Origin of the sequence: Bacillus sp. ZY-1-1, assembly GCF_003047165.1 — a bacterium.
Classification (GTDB): domain Bacteria; phylum Bacillota; class Bacilli; order Bacillales; family Bacillaceae; genus Bacillus; species Bacillus velezensis.
Window position 1 is genome coordinate 1,143,034 of sequence record NZ_CP027061.1, and the last position, 17,838, is coordinate 1,160,871.

Genomic DNA, 17,838 nt, shown 5'->3' on the forward strand with positions numbered 1-17,838 from the left:
TAAAATGTTTTCTAAATATGAATTACATACTGGGAGGTAATATTGTGTCACAAGGTGAAAAAATTACAGTCTCTAATGGAGTATTAAACGTACCAAATAATCCGATTATCCCGTTTATTGAAGGCGACGGCACAGGCCCTGATATTTGGAATGCCGCTTCTAAAGTATTGGAAGCCGCTGTTGAAAAAGCATATAAAGGCGAGAAAAAAATCACGTGGAAAGAAGTTTATGCCGGTGAAAAGGCTTATAATAAAACAGGTGAGTGGCTTCCTGCCGAAACACTGGAAGACATCAGAGAGTACTTCATCGCCATCAAAGGTCCTCTGACGACGCCGGTCGGCGGCGGTATCCGTTCTCTGAACGTGGCGCTGAGACAGGAGCTTGATTTGTTTACGTGCCTGCGCCCTGTCAGATATTTCACGGGAGTGCCTTCTCCGGTCAAACGTCCTGAAGATACGGATATGGTCATTTTCCGCGAGAATACGGAAGATATTTACGCCGGAATTGAGTATGCGAAAGGTTCTGAAGAAGTTGAAAAGCTGATCAGCTTCCTGCAAAATGAAATGGGCGTTAACAAAATCCGTTTCCCTGAAACGTCAGGAATCGGGATCAAGCCTGTTTCTGAAGAAGGCACAAGCCGCTTAGTCAGAGCTGCCATTGAGTATGCGATCGAAAACGGCCGTAAGTCTGTCACGCTTGTCCACAAAGGAAACATTATGAAGTTCACTGAAGGGGCATTTAAAAACTGGGGCTACGAGCTTGCCGAAAGAGAATACGGAGATAAAGTATTCACTTGGGCTGAATATGACCGCATTGTCGAAAAAGACGGAAAAGAAGCGGCTGATAAAGCGCAGAGCGAAGCGGAAGCGGCAGGAAAAATCATCGTCAAAGACAGCATCGCTGATATTTTCCTTCAGCAGATCTTGACCCGTCCGAGCGAATTCGACGTCGTGGCGACAATGAACTTAAACGGAGACTATATCTCTGATGCGCTTGCCGCTCAGGTAGGCGGAATCGGAATCGCGCCGGGAGCGAACATCAACTATGAAACAGGGCATGCGATTTTCGAAGCGACTCACGGAACTGCTCCTAAATATGCCGGCCTTGACAAGGTCAACCCGTCATCCGTCATCCTTTCAGGAGTGCTTCTTCTGGAACACCTGAACTGGAATGAGGCTGCTGACTTGATCATTAAATCTATGGAAAAAACGATTGCTTCAAAAGTAGTAACGTACGATTTTGCTAGATTAATGGACGGTGCAACCGAAGTGAAATGTTCAGAGTTCGGTGAAGAGCTCATCAAAAACATGGACTGAACCTAAAGCAGACTTCTAATGAAGCCAAAAAAGGAGAAGAGAATCATGGGAAAAACACGCAGTAAAGTTTCTGTTATCGGAGCAGGATTTACGGGAGCGACAACAGCCTTTCTTACAGCTCAAAAAGAGCTTGCGGACGTTGTGCTCGTTGATATTCCGCAATTAGAAAACCCGACAAAAGGAAAAGCGCTAGACATGCTCGAAGCAAGTCCGGTTCAAGGATTTGACGCGAAAATCACAGGCACGTCCAACTACGAGGACACAGCCGGTTCTGATATCGTCGTCATCACAGCCGGAATTGCGAGAAAACCAGGCATGAGCCGTGATGATCTCGTATCTACAAACGAAAAAATCATGAGAAGCGTCACACGTGAGATCGTGAAATATTCTCCTGACTGCATTATCGTTGTATTGACAAACCCTGTTGATGCGATGACATATGCGGTGTACAAAGAATCAGGCTTCCCGAAAGAACGCGTCATCGGACAATCCGGAGTGCTTGACACTGCGCGATTCAGAACATTCGTCGCTGAAGAATTAAACCTGTCTGTAAAAGATGTGACCGGTTTTGTTCTTGGCGGACACGGTGACGACATGGTTCCTCTCGTCCGTTATTCCTATGCTGGCGGCATTCCGCTTGAAACGCTTATCCCGAAAGAACGTCTTGATGCGATTGTAGAACGCACAAGAAAAGGCGGCGGGGAAATCGTCAACCTTCTCGGAAACGGAAGCGCCTACTACGCGCCTGCTGCATCACTGACTGAAATGGTAGAAGCCATTTTGAAAGATCAGCGCCGCGTGCTTCCGACCATCGCTTACTTAGAAGGCGAATACGGTCATGAAGGCATTTACTTAGGCGTACCGACGATTATCGGAGGAAACGGCCTGGAGCAAATCATCGAGCTTGAACTGACAGACTATGAAAAAGCGCAGCTGAGTAAATCAGTTGAATCTGTCAAAAACGTGATGAAAGTATTGTCATAAGAAAAAAGGGAAGGCTTCCGAATCAGAAGCCTTCCTCTTTTTACAATTAATGAAAGCGTTTTCTTTTTCCCTGAGCGATCCTTTCTCTGAAAATGATCAAAAAGGCGAATTGTCTGAACGGGCAGTATTGGATAAAATGAAATCATAAAGTGATATGCAGCACATAAAATAGAGAAAATTGGATGTCGGGGAAAATAGACAGCGGAGGGCGCAGCATGAACAAAAAAATTTTAGTTGTAGATGATGAACAATCTATCGTTACTCTTTTACAGTATAATCTGGAACGGTCCGGCTATGATGTCATAACCGCATCAGACGGTGAAGAGGCTCTGGAGCTGGCAGAGAATGAAAATCCGGATTTAATCGTACTGGATGTCATGCTGCCGAAAGTGGACGGAATCGACGTCTGTAAACAGCTCAGACAGCAGAAAATGATGGTTCCGATCTTGATGCTGACAGCAAAAGATGAGGAATTTGATAAGGTGCTGGGACTGGAGCTCGGAGCGGATGATTACATGACAAAGCCGTTCAGTCCGCGGGAAGTCACTGCGCGGGTGAAAGCCATTTTAAGAAGGGCTGACATTTCTTCGCTGTCACAAGGCAGAGAAGAGGAAAAGGACGGGCAGATCCTCATCGGCGAGCTGAAAATTCTTCCGGAGCATTACGAAGCGTACTTCAAGTCAGAACAGCTGGAATTGACGCCTAAAGAATTTGAACTGCTTCTGTATTTGGGAAAACACAAGGGAAGAGTGCTGACGAGAGATCTTCTGCTGAGCGCGGTCTGGAACTATGATTTTGCCGGGGATACCCGGATTGTTGACGTTCATATCAGCCATCTGCGCGACAAAATCGAATCAAATACCAAAAAACCCATCTATATTAAAACAATCAGAGGTTTGGGGTATAAACTGGAGGAGCCAAAAATGAATGAATAAAGTCCGTGTGCGTCTGTTCGCTTTACTCGTTGTATGTATCATATTGGTTTTCAGTGTTCTCGGCCTTTTTTTACAGCAGCTTATTTCTTCATCCGCTGAAGAAAGAACGGCGGATCAGCTGAAAAAGGAATCGGTATACATAGCGGGCCTTCTTGACACCGGCCGAATCGGCAATAAAAGCAATGAAACGGTAATCCGTGACGCCGGCCGCACCCTCGGTATAAACGTCTCCTTGCTCAACGAGAAGGGTGACGCCGTATATCATTCCGGCAGTCGTGGTGATGATTCAGCCGTAAAGGAGTTCATTTCTCACAATAAAAGCGAGGAAGCCGTACAGTCGAAAAGCAGAGTCATCCGCGGCACTGCCGTAAAAAATGACGCCGGGAAAATTGCGGGGTATGTACTCGTTTCCTCGGATATCAACGGCGGTTCAAGCGTTACCGGAGAAATGTGGGGCATGCTGGCAGCAAGTCTTTGTACCGCTTTTATCATTATCGTTTTCTTTTATACAAACATGACGTCGCGTTACAAAAAATCAATCGACGCCGCGACAAAGGTGGCGACGGAGCTGTCCAAAGGGAATTACGACGCCCGCTCCTACAGCGGTTACGCAAGGCGGTCGGACCGTCTCGGGCGTGCGATGAACAGCCTGGCGGTCGATTTAATGGAAATGACAAGAACGCAGGATATGCAGCGCGATCGTCTGTTAACCGTCATTGAAAATATCGGATCCGGTTTGATTTTAATAGACGGGAGAGGTTTTATCAATCTCGTGAACCGGTCATACACGAAGCAGTTTCATACAAAGCCTGAACGTCTGCTTCGGCGCCTTTACCACGATGCGTTTGAACATGAGGAGATCATTCGGCTTGTCGAAGACATTTTTATGACGGAGACGAAAAAATGCCAGCTGCTCAGACTTCCCATCAACATTGAGCGGCGCTACTTTGAAGTTGACGGCGTTCCGATCATGGGCCCTGATGATGAATGGAAGGGCATCGTCCTCGTTTTTCACGATATGACGGAAATTAAAAAATTGGAGCAGATGAGAAAGGACTTCGTCGCCAATGTCTCCCATGAACTGAAAACACCGATCACCTCGATTAAAGGATTTACGGAAACACTGTTAGACGGAGCGATGAAAGACGAAAAGGCGCTTTCAGACTTTCTGTCTATCATTCTGAAAGAAAGTGAGCGGCTCCAATCTCTCGTGCAGGATTTATTGGATTTATCCAAGATGGAGCAGCAAAACTTTACGATGCGCGTAGAGTCCTTTGATGCTGCAAAAATTCTGCATGAAATTGAGGCGCTTTTGCAGCATAAGGCTGAGGAAAAAGGCATCAGCTTTCAGCTCGATCTCCCGGAAGAGCCGATTTTTGTGACGGGTGATGCGCACAGGCTGAAGCAGGTATTTTTGAATCTGGCGAACAATGCCCTGACCTACACGCCTGAAAAAGGGACGGTGGGGATTTCGGTACATGTGAAAGAAACCGTTGTCGATATCAAAGTGTCCGATACGGGAATCGGCATTCAGAAAGAAGAGATCCCGCGGATATTTGAGAGATTCTACCGCGTGGATAAAGACAGAAGCCGCAACTCGGGAGGAACCGGCCTCGGCCTCGCCATCGTGAAGCACTTAATAGAAGCCCATGAAGGTAAAATCGAAGTCACAAGCGAGCCTGGACAGGGAACTGTGTTCACTGTGACGCTGAAGCGGCCGCCGGCAGCGTGATCAGCTTTACAAAGGATTAACAATTTCTTCATGACCTGTTAAACCTATCTTGTTAGGATATAACAGAACCCCTTCATCCAAGGAGCCAATTTTGACGGCGGGAACGCGTTTTCTTGTTCCCGTCCTTTTTTGCGTTTTCACGGGGTCCGCTCATTTTCCTTTCAAATTGAACTTTGTTAAAATAAGAGAAGCTGTGAGATTAAAAAACAGAGGAATGACGAGCTTTTGCTCTTAGGAGGATATTGAATGACGGAACGAAAAAAATTAGTGCTTGTCGACGGAAACAGTCTGGCGTACCGGGCGTTTTTTGCATTGCCGCTTTTAAGCAATGAAAAAGGCATTCATACAAATGCCGTATACGGGTTTGCGATGATTTTAATGAAAATGCTGGAGGATGAAAAACCGACCCATATGCTGGTGGCTTTTGATGCGGGAAAAACCACTTTCCGCCACAGCACGTTTAAAGAATATAAAGGCGGAAGACAAAAAACGCCGCCGGAGCTTTCAGAACAGATGCCGTTCATCCGTGAGCTCCTCGATGCCTACAACATCAGCCGCTACGAGCTTCCTGAATATGAAGCGGACGATATTATCGGCACGCTTGCCGTATCTGCTGAAAAAGACGGCTTCGAAGTGAAGGTCGTTTCGGGGGACAAGGACTTAACCCAGCTTGCAACCGGGAAAACGACCGTTGCCATTACGAGAAAAGGCATTACCGACGTAGAAGATTACACGCCGGAGCACGTGCGGGAAAAGTACGGTCTGACTCCTTTGCAAATCATTGATATGAAGGGATTAATGGGAGATTCATCCGATAACATACCGGGCGTCCCCGGCGTCGGAGAAAAAACCGCGATTAAGCTCTTAAAGCAGTTCCATTCGGTTGAGAAACTGCTTGATTCCATTGATGAAGTCAGCGGAAAAAAATTAAAAGAAAAGCTTGAAGAATATAAGGAACAAGCCCTGATGAGCAAAGAGCTGGCGACGATTATGACAAATGCGCCGATTGAAGTCAAGCCCGAAGATTTAGATTACCAAGGGTTTGACCGTGAACAAGTTGTTGCCATTTTTAAAGACCTCGGTTTTAATACGCTTCTTGAGCGGCTCGGTGAAGAAAGCGGGGAAACGGCGGAAGAAAATTTTGAAGACATCAATGTCGAAACGGCAGAAGAAATCACCGAAGATATGCTTGTTTCGCCGTCCGCTTTGGTCGTCGAACAAATCGGTGATAACTATCACGAAGAACCGATCCTCGGCTTTTCCATCGTGAATGAAACAGGTCTTTATTATATTCCGAAAGAAATCGCCATTCAGTCTGAAGCTTTTAAATCTTGGGCTGAAGATGAATCGATGAAAAAGTGGGTGTTCGACAGCAAACGTTCCGTCGTCGCTTTGCGCTGGCAGGGAATTGAGCTGAAGGGAACGGAATTTGACGCGCTTCTTGCTGCCTACATTATAAACCCGGGCAATTCGTACGACGATGTCGCGAGCGTAGCGAAAGAATACGGGCTGAATATCGTTTCAAAAGATGAAGCAGTATACGGAAAAGGCGCAAAACGCGCCGTTCCCGCTGAAAAAGAGCTTGCCGATCATCTCGCGCGGAAAGCGTCTGCCGTTAACAGCCTCCGTGACAAACTGCTTGACGCTTTGGAAGAAAATAATCAGCTTGAGCTTTATGAAGATCTTGAACTCCCGCTTGCGCTAATTCTCGGAGAAATGGAATCAATGGGCGTCAAAGTGGATGTGGAAAGACTGAAGCGAATGGGAGAAGAGCTCAAGGCAAAACTGAAAGAATATGAAGAAAAAATCCATGACATCGCCGGTGAGCCGTTTAACATCAATTCACCAAAACAGCTCGGCGTCATTCTGTTTGAAAAACTCGGTCTGCCGCCAGTAAAGAAAACAAAAACAGGCTATTCCACTTCAGCTGATGTGCTTGAGAAGCTCGCAGACAAACATGATATCGTCGCATACATTCTGCAATACAGACAAATCGGCAAACTCCAATCGACTTATATTGAAGGGCTGCTGAAAGTCACGCGCAAGGATTCTCATAAGGTGCATACACGATTCAATCAGGCATTGACTCAAACCGGACGCCTCAGCTCAACGGATCCGAACCTGCAAAATATTCCGATCCGGCTGGAGGAAGGGCGGAAAATCCGTCAGGCTTTCGTACCGTCCGAACCGGACTGGCTTATTTTCGCCGCCGATTATTCACAAATAGAATTAAGGGTGCTTGCGCATATTTCAAAAGATGAAAATCTGATCGAAGCGTTTACGAATGACATGGACATTCACACAAAAACCGCCATGGACGTGTTTCATGTCAGTGAAGATGAAGTGACACAAGCGATGCGCCGCCAGGCAAAGGCCGTCAATTTCGGGATCGTTTACGGCATCAGTGATTACGGGCTGTCGCAAAACCTCGGCATCACCCGGAAAGAAGCGGGCGCTTTTATTGACCGCTATTTGGAGAGCTTCCCGGGCGTCAAGGCGTATATGGAAGAATCGGTGCAGGAAGCGAAACAAAAAGGATATGTGACGACACTTATGCAGCGCCGCCGCTATATCCCTGAGCTGACCAGCCGCAACTTCAACCTGCGGAGCTTTGCGGAACGGACGGCCATGAATACGCCGATTCAGGGAAGCGCCGCCGATATTATTAAAAAAGCCATGATTGACATGGCAGCTGAGCTGAAAGAAAAAAACCTGAAGGCGCGGCTGCTGCTTCAGGTGCACGATGAATTGATTTTTGAAGCGCCTAAGGAAGAAATTGAAATATTAGAGAAGCTGGTTCCTGAAGTAATGGAGCATGCTTTGGCATTAGACGTGCCGCTGAAGGCGGATTATGCTTCAGGGCCGTCTTGGTACGATGCAAAATAAACAGAAAAAAAGGAAGTGATGATTGTGCCGGAATTACCAGAAGTTGAAACGGTCCGGCGCACTCTGACCGGTCTTGTGAAGGGGAAAACGATTGAATCGGCGGATATCAGATGGCCGAATATCATCAAAAAACCCGCCGAGCCGGAGGAATTCGCGCGGCAGATTGCAGGAGAAACGATCCGATCCATCGGAAGAAGGGGAAAGTTTTTGCTTTTCCATTTGGATCATTATGTCATGGTGTCCCACCTGCGTATGGAGGGGAAATACGGTCTTCATCAGGCCGATGAGCCTGACGATAAACATGTGCACGTCGTGTTTCACATGACGGACGGAACACAGCTCCGCTACCGGGATGTCCGGAAATTCGGCACGATGCATTTGTTTGCGCCGGGAGAGGAACGGAATGCATTACCGCTTTCACAGCTCGGGCCCGAACCCGATGATGAAGCATTTACCGCCGCTTATTTAAAAGAGCGGCTTGCAAAAACGAACCGCGCGGTGAAAACCGCCCTGCTCGACCAAAAAGCGGTCGTCGGCCTCGGCAATATTTATGTCGATGAAGCTTTATTCCGGGCGCGTATTCATCCTGAGACAAAAGCGAACAGTCTGTCGGACGGGCAGATAAAAACGCTTCATACAGAAATTAAAGACACCCTTCAGGAAGCGATTGACGCGGGCGGAAGCACCGTCCGGTCTTATATCAATTCTCAAGGGGAGATCGGAATGTTTCAGCTCAAACATTACGTCTACGGCAAAAAGGATGAACCGTGCAAAACGTGCGGCACGATGATTTCTAAAATCGTGGTCGGCGGAAGGGGCACTCATTTTTGCGCCCGCTGCCAAAAAAAATCATAAACTGAAGCTGTTCAAGCAGGCGGCAGCAGAATGACTTTTTTCTAACACAGTTGATGACCTTTCTCCATATATATATTGTGATTCACCCAATAGGCATATGTCACAATTGCCGATCAAGAGAAAGGGAGAAACGGATATGGAGATTGTTTCTTTGCTGCTTTTGGCTTTTGCTGTCAGCTTGGACAGTTTTTCAGTCGGGTTTACGTACGGTTTGAGAAAAATGAAAATCCCGTTCAAAGCGATTGCCGTGATCGCCTGCTGTTCAGCCTCTGTGATGTTTATATCCATGCTGATCGGCCATTTTCTGACAAAGATTTTTCCCGTATCCGTCACGGAGAAACTGGGCGGGCTGATCTTAATCGGAATAGGGGCATGGGTCATCTGGCAATTTTTTAAACCGGCTAAAGAGCCGGATTACTTATTGCATGAAAAAACGCTGCTTAATCTTGAAGTGAAATCGCTCGGCATCGTCATTCATATTTTGAAAAAACCGACCAGCGCCGATATTGATCAATCCGGAACCATTAACGGAGTCGAGGCGCTTCTGCTCGGTATCGCCTTATCCATTGACGCGTTTGGCGCCGGGCTGGGAGCGGCCATTCTCGGCTTTTCTCCGGTTATGATGAGCGTGACTGTCGGGGTGATGAGCTCGCTGTTTGTTTCACTCGGCATAAACGCGGGGCATTTGCTTTCAAGGTGGAATTGGATAGATAAAATGACATTTTTGCCGGGAGTCCTGCTGATTATCATCGGGATTTGGAAAATGTAAGAAGGAGTGGGCTTTTTGAGCTTGGTCATCGGTTTAACGGGAGGCATCGCAAGCGGCAAAAGCACGGTAGCGCGTATGCTGATCGACAAAAAAATAACAGTCATTGATGCGGATGTCATCGCGAAACAGGCGGTGGAAAAAGGAATGCCGGCTTACAGACAAATTGTGGAAGCATTCGGAAAAGACATCCTGCTGGAAAATGGCGATATTGACAGAAAAAAACTCGGTTCTATCGTTTTCACTGACGAACAGAAGCGTCTGAAGCTGAATCAGATCGTTCATCCGGCAGTGCGTGCGGAAATGCTGAAACAGCGGGATGAAGCCATTGCGAGAAAAGAGCAGTTCGTCGTTTTGGATATACCGCTTTTGTATGAAAGCGGGCTTGATTATCTTGTCGGCAAAGTGCTCGTCGTCACCGTACCGGCAGACATTCAGCTCAAACGGCTGATGGAGCGGAATTCCCTGACAGAAGAAGAAGCAATGAGCCGGATAACGTCGCAAATGCCTTTAGCGGACAAAACAAAAAAAGCTGACGCCGTCATTGATAACAGCGGCAGTCTTGAACATACAAAGCACCAGCTTGAGGAAGTATTGAGCGGCTGGGCATAAACAAACACCGTTCGGAAAGCCGAACGGTGTTTTTCTGGTTAAAAATCAAAATTGTCAGGGTCCGGACCGACACGGAGATTTTCGTTCAGATCATCAATCCGCTTCATATCGTCAGCTGACAGTTCGAAATCAAAGACATTTGCATTTTCTTCAATACGGTGTTTTTTAGTTGATTTCGGAATGGTGATGACACCGTTTTGCAAATCCCAGCGCAAAATCACTTGAGCGGCTGATTTGCCGTATTTCTCAGCAATCTCCTGTAAGACGGGGTGATCAAGCAGCTGCCCTTGCATCAATGGCGACCACGCTTCAAGCTGAATGCCTTGTTCAGTGCAGAAAGCAAGCAGTTCTTTCTGTGTCAGGCGCGGGTGGTACTCCACCTGGTTGATCATCGGCTTGATTTCCGTTTCTTTCATGAGATGTTTCAGGTGGTGAATTTGGAAATTGCTGACCCCGATCGCCTTAATGCGTCCATCCCGGTAGAGGGTTTCGAGCGCCCGCCACGCATCGATGTACTTTCCTTCGACAGGCCAATGGATCAAATATAAATCTAAATAATCTAAACCGAGTTTTTCTAAGCTTGTGTCAAACGCTTTTAACGTTTCTTCATATCCTAAATCGGCATTCCATACTTTTGACGTGACAAAAATGTCTTCACGTTTTAATCCCGCTTCTTGCAGCCCTTGGCGGATCCCTTCGCCGACACCTTCTTCATTTCCGTAAATCGCGGCGGTATCAACGCTGCGATAGCCGTGCACCAATGCCGTTTTCACCGCGTTGACGAGTTCCGCGCCTTCCTCTACTTTGAAAACTCCGATGCCGAACCAAGGCATCTCTACTCCGTTATGCAATGTTGCTTTTGCTTGTAAATGTGTTGTCATGTATATATTCCTCCTATTATTTGTCTGTTGAAAAAAATCAAAATGCGCTGAAGAAAAACTCACCTCCTTTCAAGGGCAGTGCGATCCCGCTTTTCCAGCTTCCTGCTCCATCCGGTTAATACGACCGCGCTGAGCACCATCAGCGCCCCGATCCAAGCGGTATGAATGATTCCGATTGAGTCTGTAATGATTCCGCCGGCAAACGAGCCGATCGCGATTCCGGCATTAAATGCCGCGATATTTAAGGCTGAAGCTGTATCAACGGCGCTTGGCGCAAAACGTTCACTCAGCATCACGACATATACCTGAAGCCCCGGCACATTCATAAACGCCAACAGCCCCATGAAAATAATGGTGATCAGCCCGGCTGTTTTAAACGGCGCGGTAAAAGTCAGGACAAACAGCACAGCAGCCTGGACAATGAACATATAAAACAAGGCTTTCAGCGGATTACGGTTTGATAAACGGCCGCCAATCATGTTTCCGATGGCAATCGCAATTCCGTAAATGAGCAGGATGGCCGCGACGGTTTCTTTCTGAAAACCGGTTACCTCCTGAAGAAGCGGAGATAAATACGTAAACACGACAAACGTTCCGCCGTAGCCTAACGCTGTAATAATAAATAAAAGCAATAACCGGCCGTTTGTGACGAGTTTGACCTGCTCGGAAAATGCGGTTTTCGTCCCTTTGCGCAAATGAGACGGAACGAGAAGCGCGTTTGTGAGGAATGCGATGATTCCTACCGCCACAATCACGGCAAATGCGATTCTCCATCCGAATTGCTGGCCGAGATAGGTGCCGAACGGAACGCCGGTCACCGTAGCCACCGTCAGCCCCGTGAACATAATGGAAATCGCGCTTGCTCTTTTATGCTCCGGCACGATATTGGCGGCGATCGTTGCCCCGATTGACATGAAAATGCCGTGGGAAAAAGCCGAAATGACCCGTGCCGCCAGTAAGACGCCGATTGAGGAAGCGCTCGCTGCGAGTGTATTTCCGGCGATAAAAATCAACATCACCCAGAGCAGCAGTGTTTTCCGCGACATGCCGGATGTGAGAGACGTTAAAACCGGCGCGCCGAATGTCACGCCCAGAGCATACATGGAAACGGTAAGTCCCGCCGTTGTCACAGGTATATGCAGATCTTGAGATATAAGCGGCAGCAGTCCGACGCTGATAAATTCGGTTGTGCCGATCGCAAAAGCGCTGACGGCTAATGCCAGCAGCGCTGGTAAATAGCTTTGGCGATGTGAAGACATCTGTTTTCCTCCTTAAACGATAATGTATGGTTGAAATGATGCCGGGTAAACGATATAAGTATAAGAGTACATTCCTTTTCAGCCGGCAAATGTCATTATGATTGATAGAAGTGTCATTGAAAAGAACGTACTTTTAAGTGCCATAGGCACTTTTTAGTTCCTATAGATGAGGAGGAATTACCGTTGCTGAAGAAAAAATACAATATATCCGTAGAGGCGGCGCTTGAAGTGATCGGCGGAAAATGGAAGTGTGTGATCCTCTGCCACCTCATGCGCGGGAAAAAACGGACAAGCGAATTGAAGCGGCTTATGCCGGACATCACCCAGAAGATGCTGACACAGCAATTGCGGGAGCTGGAAGCTGACGGCGTCATCAACCGGATCGTGTACAATCAGGTGCCGCCGAAAGTGGAATACGAGCTGAGTGAATACGGGCACAGTCTGGAAAGAATTTTAAATGCGCTGTGTGACTGGGGCGCGATGCATATTGCCAAACGGTACGGCGAGGTGTCTTCCGTTTTAGAGGACAGCATTTTGAATGACAAATTTAAAGAACCGGGACAAATATAAGAAAAAAGCAGGCAGCCTGAGACGCTGATCCTGCTTTTTTTTATGGAAGAAAGATCATTTTATATGCAAAAAAACCGATTGAACAACATATTGATCGGTATAAGGGTGGATTTTTATCAAGTTGTACTGGCGGATTTCTTTTAATGTGTTATACTATATATAAATAAAGGTAAATTAGAGTGGCATATTAAAAAGGGGTGACCTGAGCATGAAGGTAAAAGTAGCAATCAACGGGTTTGGAAGAATCGGAAGAATGGTGTTCAGAAAAGCAATGGAAGATGATCAAATTCAAATAACAGCCATTAATGCAAGCTATCCCCCGGAAACGCTTGCTCATTTGATAAAGTATGACACAATTCACGGCAAATACCATCAAGAAGTTGAGACCGCCGGCGACAGCCTGATCGTCAACGGAAAACATATTATGCTGTTCAATCGCCGGGACCCGAGAGAGCTTCCGTGGAAAGAATGCGGAATAGACATCGTCGTAGAGGCAACGGGGAAATTTAATTCAAAAGAAAAAGCGATGAGCCATATTGAAGCAGGGGCGAAAAAAGTCATTTTAACGGCTCCGGGCAAAAATGAAGACGTTACCATTGTCATGGGAGTAAATGAAGAGCAGTTCAATCCCGATGAACATGTCATTATTTCAAATGCATCCTGCACGACAAACTGTCTTGCGCCGGTCGTCAAAGTGCTTGATCAGGAATTCGGGATTGAAAGCGGCCTGATGACGACTGTTCACGCTTACACGAATGATCAAAAAAATATCGACAATCCGCATAAAGATCTGCGGAGGGCGAGAGCGTGCGGAGAATCCATCATTCCGACTTCTACAGGCGCCGCTAAAGCGCTGTCGCTCGTGCTGCCTCATTTGAAAGGAAAACTTCACGGTCTCGCTTTGCGTGTTCCCGTTCCGAATGTGTCATTAGTGGACCTTGTCTGCGATCTGAAAACAGATGTGTCGGCCGAGCAAGTGAACGCCGCTTTCCAAAGAGCCGCAAAAACGTCGATGTACGGAATTCTTGATTATTCGGATGAGCCGCTCGTTTCTTCGGATTATAATACGAATTCACACTCTGCGATCATCGACGGACTGACAACGATGGTGATGGAAGACCGAAAAGTAAAGGTGCTCGCCTGGTATGACAATGAATGGGGATATTCCTGCCGGGTCGTTGATCTTATCCGTCACGTCGCCGCGCGAATGAAACACCCGTCAGCTGTGTAGACTAAAGTTCATGGACATTTGTTAGAAAAAAACCCTTAACGGCATATTCGCAAAAAACACACCTTGCAAAATAAACTTAAACACAGTATACTATCTTTCGTGAACTTCTTGCTCGTGACTGCTTCGGAATTACTTAAAGGGTTAGGACCTCTCCGGACTAACTTTCCCCCGTGGTAAATGGCCGGGTCAGTTCTCGGAAATTCACTTTTTTAATTCTTGTTAAGGGGGGTCCATGATTATGGAAACAATGGGGCGTCACGTCATCTCCGAGCTGTGGGGATGCGATTTTGATAAGCTCAATGACATGGATTTTATTGAAAAAACGTTTGTAAATGCTGCTTTGAAATCAGGAGCTGAAGTGCGCGAGGTCGCATTTCACAAATTTGCACCGCAAGGCGTAAGCGGAGTCGTTATTATCTCTGAGTCACATTTAACGATTCACAGTTTTCCTGAACACGGATATGCAAGCATTGATGTTTATACTTGTGGAGACCTGGATCCTAATGTAGCTGCGGATTACATTGCGGACGCATTACATGCAGATACAAGAGAAAACATTGAAATACCGAGAGGAATGGGGCCTGTACAGATTAAACAGGCACAAGCGAAAGTACTGTAATTTTCAAAACGCAAACACAAGGGAGCTAAGCTGAAAAAGCCATTACGCGCTTTGAAGCTGATGCTCCTTTTCTAATGTAAAAAAACAGCATTGCTTTTTCTTTAAGCATTTTTTTTGTAAAATAGAAAAGATAAGGCCGGTCTATCGGCTCTCCCAACAAATAGGCTCATCCTAGAAACGTTGGCGGGCATTTACCGGAAGCTTGCGAACCGCATTACAGCAACGAAACAGATGGGAGCTGATCCAATTTGAAATGTCCTTCATGCCAGCATAACGGTTCCCGCGTACTTGATTCACGGCCTGCGGACGAAGGGAAATCAATCCGCAGAAGGCGGGAATGCGAAGCCTGCCATTACCGCTTCACTACATTTGAGAAGTTTGAAGAGATGCCTCTGATCGTCGTGAAAAAAGAAGGCGTCCGGGAAGAATTCAGCCGTGAAAAAATGCTGCGCGGGTTAATTAAAGCTTGTGAAAAAAGGCCCGTTCCTTTGAAAACATTGGAAGACATGTGCTTTGACATTGAAAAAGAGCTGAGAAACCAAGGCGTATCTGAAGTCAAAAGCGAACTTGTCGGAGAAATGGTAATGGACCGCCTGGCGAAAATCGATGAGGTGTCTTATGTCCGCTTTGCCTCCGTCTACCGGCAGTTTAAGGATATAAACGTGTTTATCGATGAATTGAAAGATTTAATAAAGAAAGAACGCTGAGAGAGCTAAGAGATTGTGTCTGGCTCTTTTCTCATGAGCAAAATTGGCATTTGATAGATCGCAGAAACGGTGTAAAATGAGAGTAGAAACATATCGGAAGGTTTGAGAATCATGGCTGACTATTGGAATGACGTATTGCCTGTAGATCCTTATACGGTCAAAAGCCGTTCGCTTCTTCAGGATGTCGACAGACAGGTTTTGACACATCTGTACCAGCCGCTGATCGGTTCTTTTGCATTCTCCCTTTATATGACCTTATGGGGGGAGCTTGAGCAGAACCGCTTGTGGGGAGCGGAATCCACGCACAGGCAGCTGATGGGCATGATGCAGTCAAATTTAAAAAAGATTCATCATGAACAGGGAAAGCTTGAAGGAATCGGACTGCTGAAAGTGTATATCCGGGAGTCCGAGCAAAAAGAGCGGATGTTTATTTATGAGCTGCTGCCCCCGCTCAGGCCGAATGATTTTTTTGAAGACGGCATGCTGAATGTCTTTCTTTATAACAGAGTCGGTAAAACGAAATACCAGCAGCTGAGACAATTTTACACGCACCCTTCCGTCGGCGCGGGCGCAAGGGAAATTACCCGTCCGTTTAATCACGCTTTTGCCTCTTTTCAGCCGAGTGAATGGAAAATGACGCCTGATATGGAAGAGGCGATGAAGCTCCCCGAGGACTATGAGATGGCGTCTGTCGGACAAGCGCCTTCCTATACGGTGACGGAGGAAGTGTTTGATTTTGAGCTGTTTTTGGCGGGGTTATCAGAAACGATGATACCGCGCAAATCAATCACACAGGATGTGCGGGAGAGCATTAAAAAGCTTTCATATTTATACGGAATAGATCCTATCTCCATGCAGCACGTCGTCATGACCGCAATTAATGAGCAGGATACGATAACGGCCGAAGCGCTGAGGAAAGCGGCCAGCGACTGGTACCAAATTGAAAGAAGCGGCAAGCTTCCCGAACTGATTGATAAAACACAGCCTGTCACCTTGAGAGAAAACCGGACGGAAAAGGACGATTCATTGAACGGCGAACTCATCGCACAGCTTGAGACCATATCACCGAGAAAGCTTCTCCAGGACATTGCGGACGGGACCGAGCCGTCAAAAGCCGACCTGCAGATTATCGCCGATATTATGTTCGAACAAAAGCTTGAGCCCGGCGTCACCAATGTGCTGATTTATTATGTCATGCTGAAAACGGATATGAAGCTGTCCAAAAACTATATCCAAAAAATCGCCGCCCACTGGGCCAGAAAGAAAGTCAAAACGGTACGGGAAGCAATGAAGCTCGCAATCGAAGAGCACAGGCAATATCTTGATTGGGCGGACGGCAAAACAAACGGCGCGGCGCGCGGCAAAAAAACCGTCCGGGAAGAAAAGCGCCCTGATTGGATGAAAGAAGAAACCGGGAAGAAACAAGAACAGACGGCTCTTTCCGCACAGGATCTTGAAGAACAGAAGAAAAAAATGATGGAAGAAATGAAAAAACTGAAAAAATACTCTGCCTATTGAGACAGAGAAGCGGGGTGATATTGAATGGAACCGATCAGCCGATCCTTAGAAGGCGTGACGAAAAGACCTGACTTTCAAAAACGCCTGGAACGAATGCAGCAGCAAGTTATGGCCGACGAAGACGTCCAGGCTTTTTTGAAGGAACAGAAAGATGTTATCAATCAAAGCATGATTGACAGAGGGTTAAATAAACTGTACGAATTCGTTCAGCAAAGTAAACAGTGCGCCTTCTGTTCGAAAGACAGCCGGACGAACAGCCTGCTTGAAGGCTACCATCCGAAGCTTGTGATCAACGGGCGTTCCATTGATATTGAATATTACGAATGTCCGGAAAAGAGAAAGCTCGACCGCCAGAAAAGGCAAAAGTCCCTGATGAAGAGCATGTATATCCAGCAGGATCTTCTCGGCGCGACGTTTCAGCAGATCGACATTACCGATCCGAGCAGACTCGGCATTTTCCAGCATGTGACGGATTTTCTGAAGAGCTATAATGAAACGGGAAAAGGCAAAGGGCTGTATCTGTACGGAAAATTCGGAATCGGAAAGACATTTATTTTAGCCGCCATTGCCAACGAACTGGCGGAAAAAGAGTATTCATCAATGATCGTATATGTTCCCGAATTTGTCAGAGAGCTGAAAAACTCGCTTCAGGATCAGTCGCTGGAGGCGAAACTGAATATGGTGAAAACGACGCCCGTACTGATGCTTGATGACATCGGAGCGGAGTCAATGACAAGCTGGGTCAGGGATGAAGTCATCGGCACCGTGCTTCAGCACAGAATGAGCCAGCAGCTTCCCACTTTCTTCTCGTCTAATTTTTCACCAGACGAGCTGAAGCATCATTTTACGTATTCACAGCGGGGAGAAAAGGAAGAAGTAAAAGCGGCAAGACTGATGGAGCGGATTTTATATTTGGCTTCGCCCATCCGTCTTGACGGGGAAAACCGCCGCCGTTCATGATGCCGGC

At 46.9% G+C, this 17,838-nt stretch carries 16 protein-coding genes; 14 read left to right on the forward strand and 2 right to left on the reverse strand.

All coding sequences use genetic code 11. The features are described from left to right. Nucleotides 1–44: 44 nt before the first annotated feature. From icd to coaE, 8 genes are all read left to right on the forward strand, one after another. Complete coding sequence (icd, locus tag C5I45_RS06045; RefSeq protein WP_003152454.1) at nucleotides 45–1,316, forward strand: NADP-dependent isocitrate dehydrogenase; 1,272 nt, start codon at nucleotides 45–47, stop codon at nucleotides 1,314–1,316. Between the two features lie 45 nt (nucleotides 1,317–1,361). Beyond that, nucleotides 1,362–2,300, forward strand: a complete 939-nt coding sequence (gene mdh / locus C5I45_RS06050; RefSeq protein WP_058906275.1) for a malate dehydrogenase — start codon at nucleotides 1,362–1,364, stop codon at nucleotides 2,298–2,300. Nucleotides 2,301–2,515: 215 nt separating this feature from the next. Continuing rightward, a complete protein-coding gene (locus tag C5I45_RS06055; protein WP_003152457.1) occupies nucleotides 2,516–3,235 on the forward strand; it encodes a response regulator transcription factor in 720 nt (239 codons plus the stop codon). Beyond that, on the forward strand, nucleotides 3,228–4,967 hold the full coding sequence (pnpS, locus tag C5I45_RS06060; protein ID WP_015387864.1) for a two-component system histidine kinase PnpS: 1,740 nt from the start codon (nucleotides 3,228–3,230) through the stop codon (nucleotides 4,965–4,967). The genes C5I45_RS06055 and pnpS overlap by 8 nt, the downstream gene beginning before the upstream one ends. A gap of 246 nt (nucleotides 4,968–5,213) precedes the next feature. Beyond that, nucleotides 5,214–7,853: a DNA polymerase I gene (polA, locus tag C5I45_RS06065; RefSeq protein ID WP_014305564.1), complete on the forward strand. Its 2,640-nt coding sequence runs from the start codon at nucleotides 5,214–5,216 to the stop codon at nucleotides 7,851–7,853. A 24-nt stretch (nucleotides 7,854–7,877) separates the two neighbouring features. Continuing rightward, nucleotides 7,878–8,708, forward strand: a complete 831-nt coding sequence (gene mutM / locus C5I45_RS06070) for a DNA-formamidopyrimidine glycosylase (protein WP_015387866.1) — start codon at nucleotides 7,878–7,880, stop codon at nucleotides 8,706–8,708. Between the two features lie 136 nt (nucleotides 8,709–8,844). After that, nucleotides 8,845–9,477: a sporulation membrane protein YtaF gene (gene ytaF, locus C5I45_RS06075; RefSeq protein ID WP_014305562.1), complete on the forward strand. Its 633-nt coding sequence runs from the start codon at nucleotides 8,845–8,847 to the stop codon at nucleotides 9,475–9,477. Between the two features lie 15 nt (nucleotides 9,478–9,492). Next, nucleotides 9,493–10,086: a dephospho-CoA kinase gene (gene coaE, locus C5I45_RS06080; protein WP_043867342.1), complete on the forward strand. Its 594-nt coding sequence runs from the start codon at nucleotides 9,493–9,495 to the stop codon at nucleotides 10,084–10,086. Between the two features lie 38 nt (nucleotides 10,087–10,124). Here the strand turns inward: coaE and C5I45_RS06085 are convergent, their stop codons facing one another. Further along, nucleotides 10,125–10,967, reverse strand: a complete 843-nt coding sequence (locus tag C5I45_RS06085) for an aldo/keto reductase (protein WP_003152464.1) — start codon at nucleotides 10,965–10,967, stop codon at nucleotides 10,125–10,127. Nucleotides 10,968–11,026: 59 nt separating this feature from the next. Continuing rightward, the gene (locus C5I45_RS06090; RefSeq protein ID WP_014305559.1) at nucleotides 11,027–12,226 is read right to left on the reverse strand and encodes an MFS transporter; all 1,200 of its coding nucleotides are present in this window, start codon (nucleotides 12,224–12,226) and stop codon (nucleotides 11,027–11,029) included. A 183-nt stretch (nucleotides 12,227–12,409) separates the two neighbouring features. Here C5I45_RS06090 and C5I45_RS06095 point away from each other — a divergent pair, with 183 nt between their 5' ends. The 6 genes from C5I45_RS06095 (at nucleotide 12,410) to dnaI (ending at nucleotide 17,831) form a co-directional block, all read left to right on the forward strand. Further along, nucleotides 12,410–12,796: a winged helix-turn-helix transcriptional regulator gene (locus tag C5I45_RS06095; protein ID WP_003152469.1), complete on the forward strand. Its 387-nt coding sequence runs from the start codon at nucleotides 12,410–12,412 to the stop codon at nucleotides 12,794–12,796. A 208-nt stretch (nucleotides 12,797–13,004) separates the two neighbouring features. Next, nucleotides 13,005–14,027 (forward strand): glyceraldehyde-3-phosphate dehydrogenase, encoded by a 1,023-nt coding sequence (locus C5I45_RS06100; RefSeq protein WP_015387868.1) that lies wholly within the window; start codon nucleotides 13,005–13,007, stop codon nucleotides 14,025–14,027. A 238-nt stretch (nucleotides 14,028–14,265) separates the two neighbouring features. Continuing rightward, nucleotides 14,266–14,646: an adenosylmethionine decarboxylase gene (speD, locus tag C5I45_RS06105; protein WP_003152471.1), complete on the forward strand. Its 381-nt coding sequence runs from the start codon at nucleotides 14,266–14,268 to the stop codon at nucleotides 14,644–14,646. A gap of 248 nt (nucleotides 14,647–14,894) precedes the next feature. Beyond that, nucleotides 14,895–15,353 carry a transcriptional regulator NrdR gene (gene nrdR, locus C5I45_RS06110; RefSeq protein WP_003152473.1) on the forward strand — a complete coding sequence of 153 codons (459 nt, stop codon included), beginning with the start codon at nucleotides 14,895–14,897 and terminating at the stop codon, nucleotides 15,351–15,353. A gap of 111 nt (nucleotides 15,354–15,464) precedes the next feature. Next, nucleotides 15,465–16,871, forward strand: a complete 1,407-nt coding sequence (locus tag C5I45_RS06115; protein WP_107994274.1) for a replicative helicase loading/DNA remodeling protein DnaB — start codon at nucleotides 15,465–15,467, stop codon at nucleotides 16,869–16,871. A 24-nt stretch (nucleotides 16,872–16,895) separates the two neighbouring features. After that, on the forward strand, nucleotides 16,896–17,831 hold the full coding sequence (dnaI, locus tag C5I45_RS06120; RefSeq protein ID WP_003152475.1) for a primosomal protein DnaI: 936 nt from the start codon (nucleotides 16,896–16,898) through the stop codon (nucleotides 17,829–17,831). The last annotated feature ends 7 nt before the right edge of the window (nucleotides 17,832–17,838 follow it).

What these genes read in the sequence shown, in the direction of transcription:
- speD (WP_003152471.1), top strand. Translation starts at nt 14,266, where the DNA reads ATGGAAACAATGGGGCGTCACGTCATCTCCGAGCTGTGGGGATGCGAT.
- C5I45_RS06055 (WP_003152457.1), top strand. Translation starts at nt 2,516, where the DNA reads ATGAACAAAAAAATTTTAGTTGTAGATGATGAACAATCTATCGTTACT.
- dnaI (WP_003152475.1), top strand. Translation starts at nt 16,896, where the DNA reads ATGGAACCGATCAGCCGATCCTTAGAAGGCGTGACGAAAAGACCTGAC.
- ytaF (WP_014305562.1), top strand. Translation starts at nt 8,845, where the DNA reads ATGGAGATTGTTTCTTTGCTGCTTTTGGCTTTTGCTGTCAGCTTGGAC.
- C5I45_RS06115 (WP_107994274.1), top strand. Translation starts at nt 15,465, where the DNA reads ATGGCTGACTATTGGAATGACGTATTGCCTGTAGATCCTTATACGGTC.
- C5I45_RS06100 (WP_015387868.1), top strand. Translation starts at nt 13,005, where the DNA reads ATGAAGGTAAAAGTAGCAATCAACGGGTTTGGAAGAATCGGAAGAATG.
- C5I45_RS06090 (WP_014305559.1), bottom strand. Translation starts at nt 12,226, where the DNA reads ATGTCTTCACATCGCCAAAGCTATTTACCAGCGCTGCTGGCATTAGCC.
- pnpS (WP_015387864.1), top strand. Translation starts at nt 3,228, where the DNA reads ATGAATAAAGTCCGTGTGCGTCTGTTCGCTTTACTCGTTGTATGTATC.
- polA (WP_014305564.1), top strand. Translation starts at nt 5,214, where the DNA reads ATGACGGAACGAAAAAAATTAGTGCTTGTCGACGGAAACAGTCTGGCG.
- mdh (WP_058906275.1), top strand. Translation starts at nt 1,362, where the DNA reads ATGGGAAAAACACGCAGTAAAGTTTCTGTTATCGGAGCAGGATTTACG.
- C5I45_RS06085 (WP_003152464.1), bottom strand. Translation starts at nt 10,967, where the DNA reads ATGACAACACATTTACAAGCAAAAGCAACATTGCATAACGGAGTAGAG.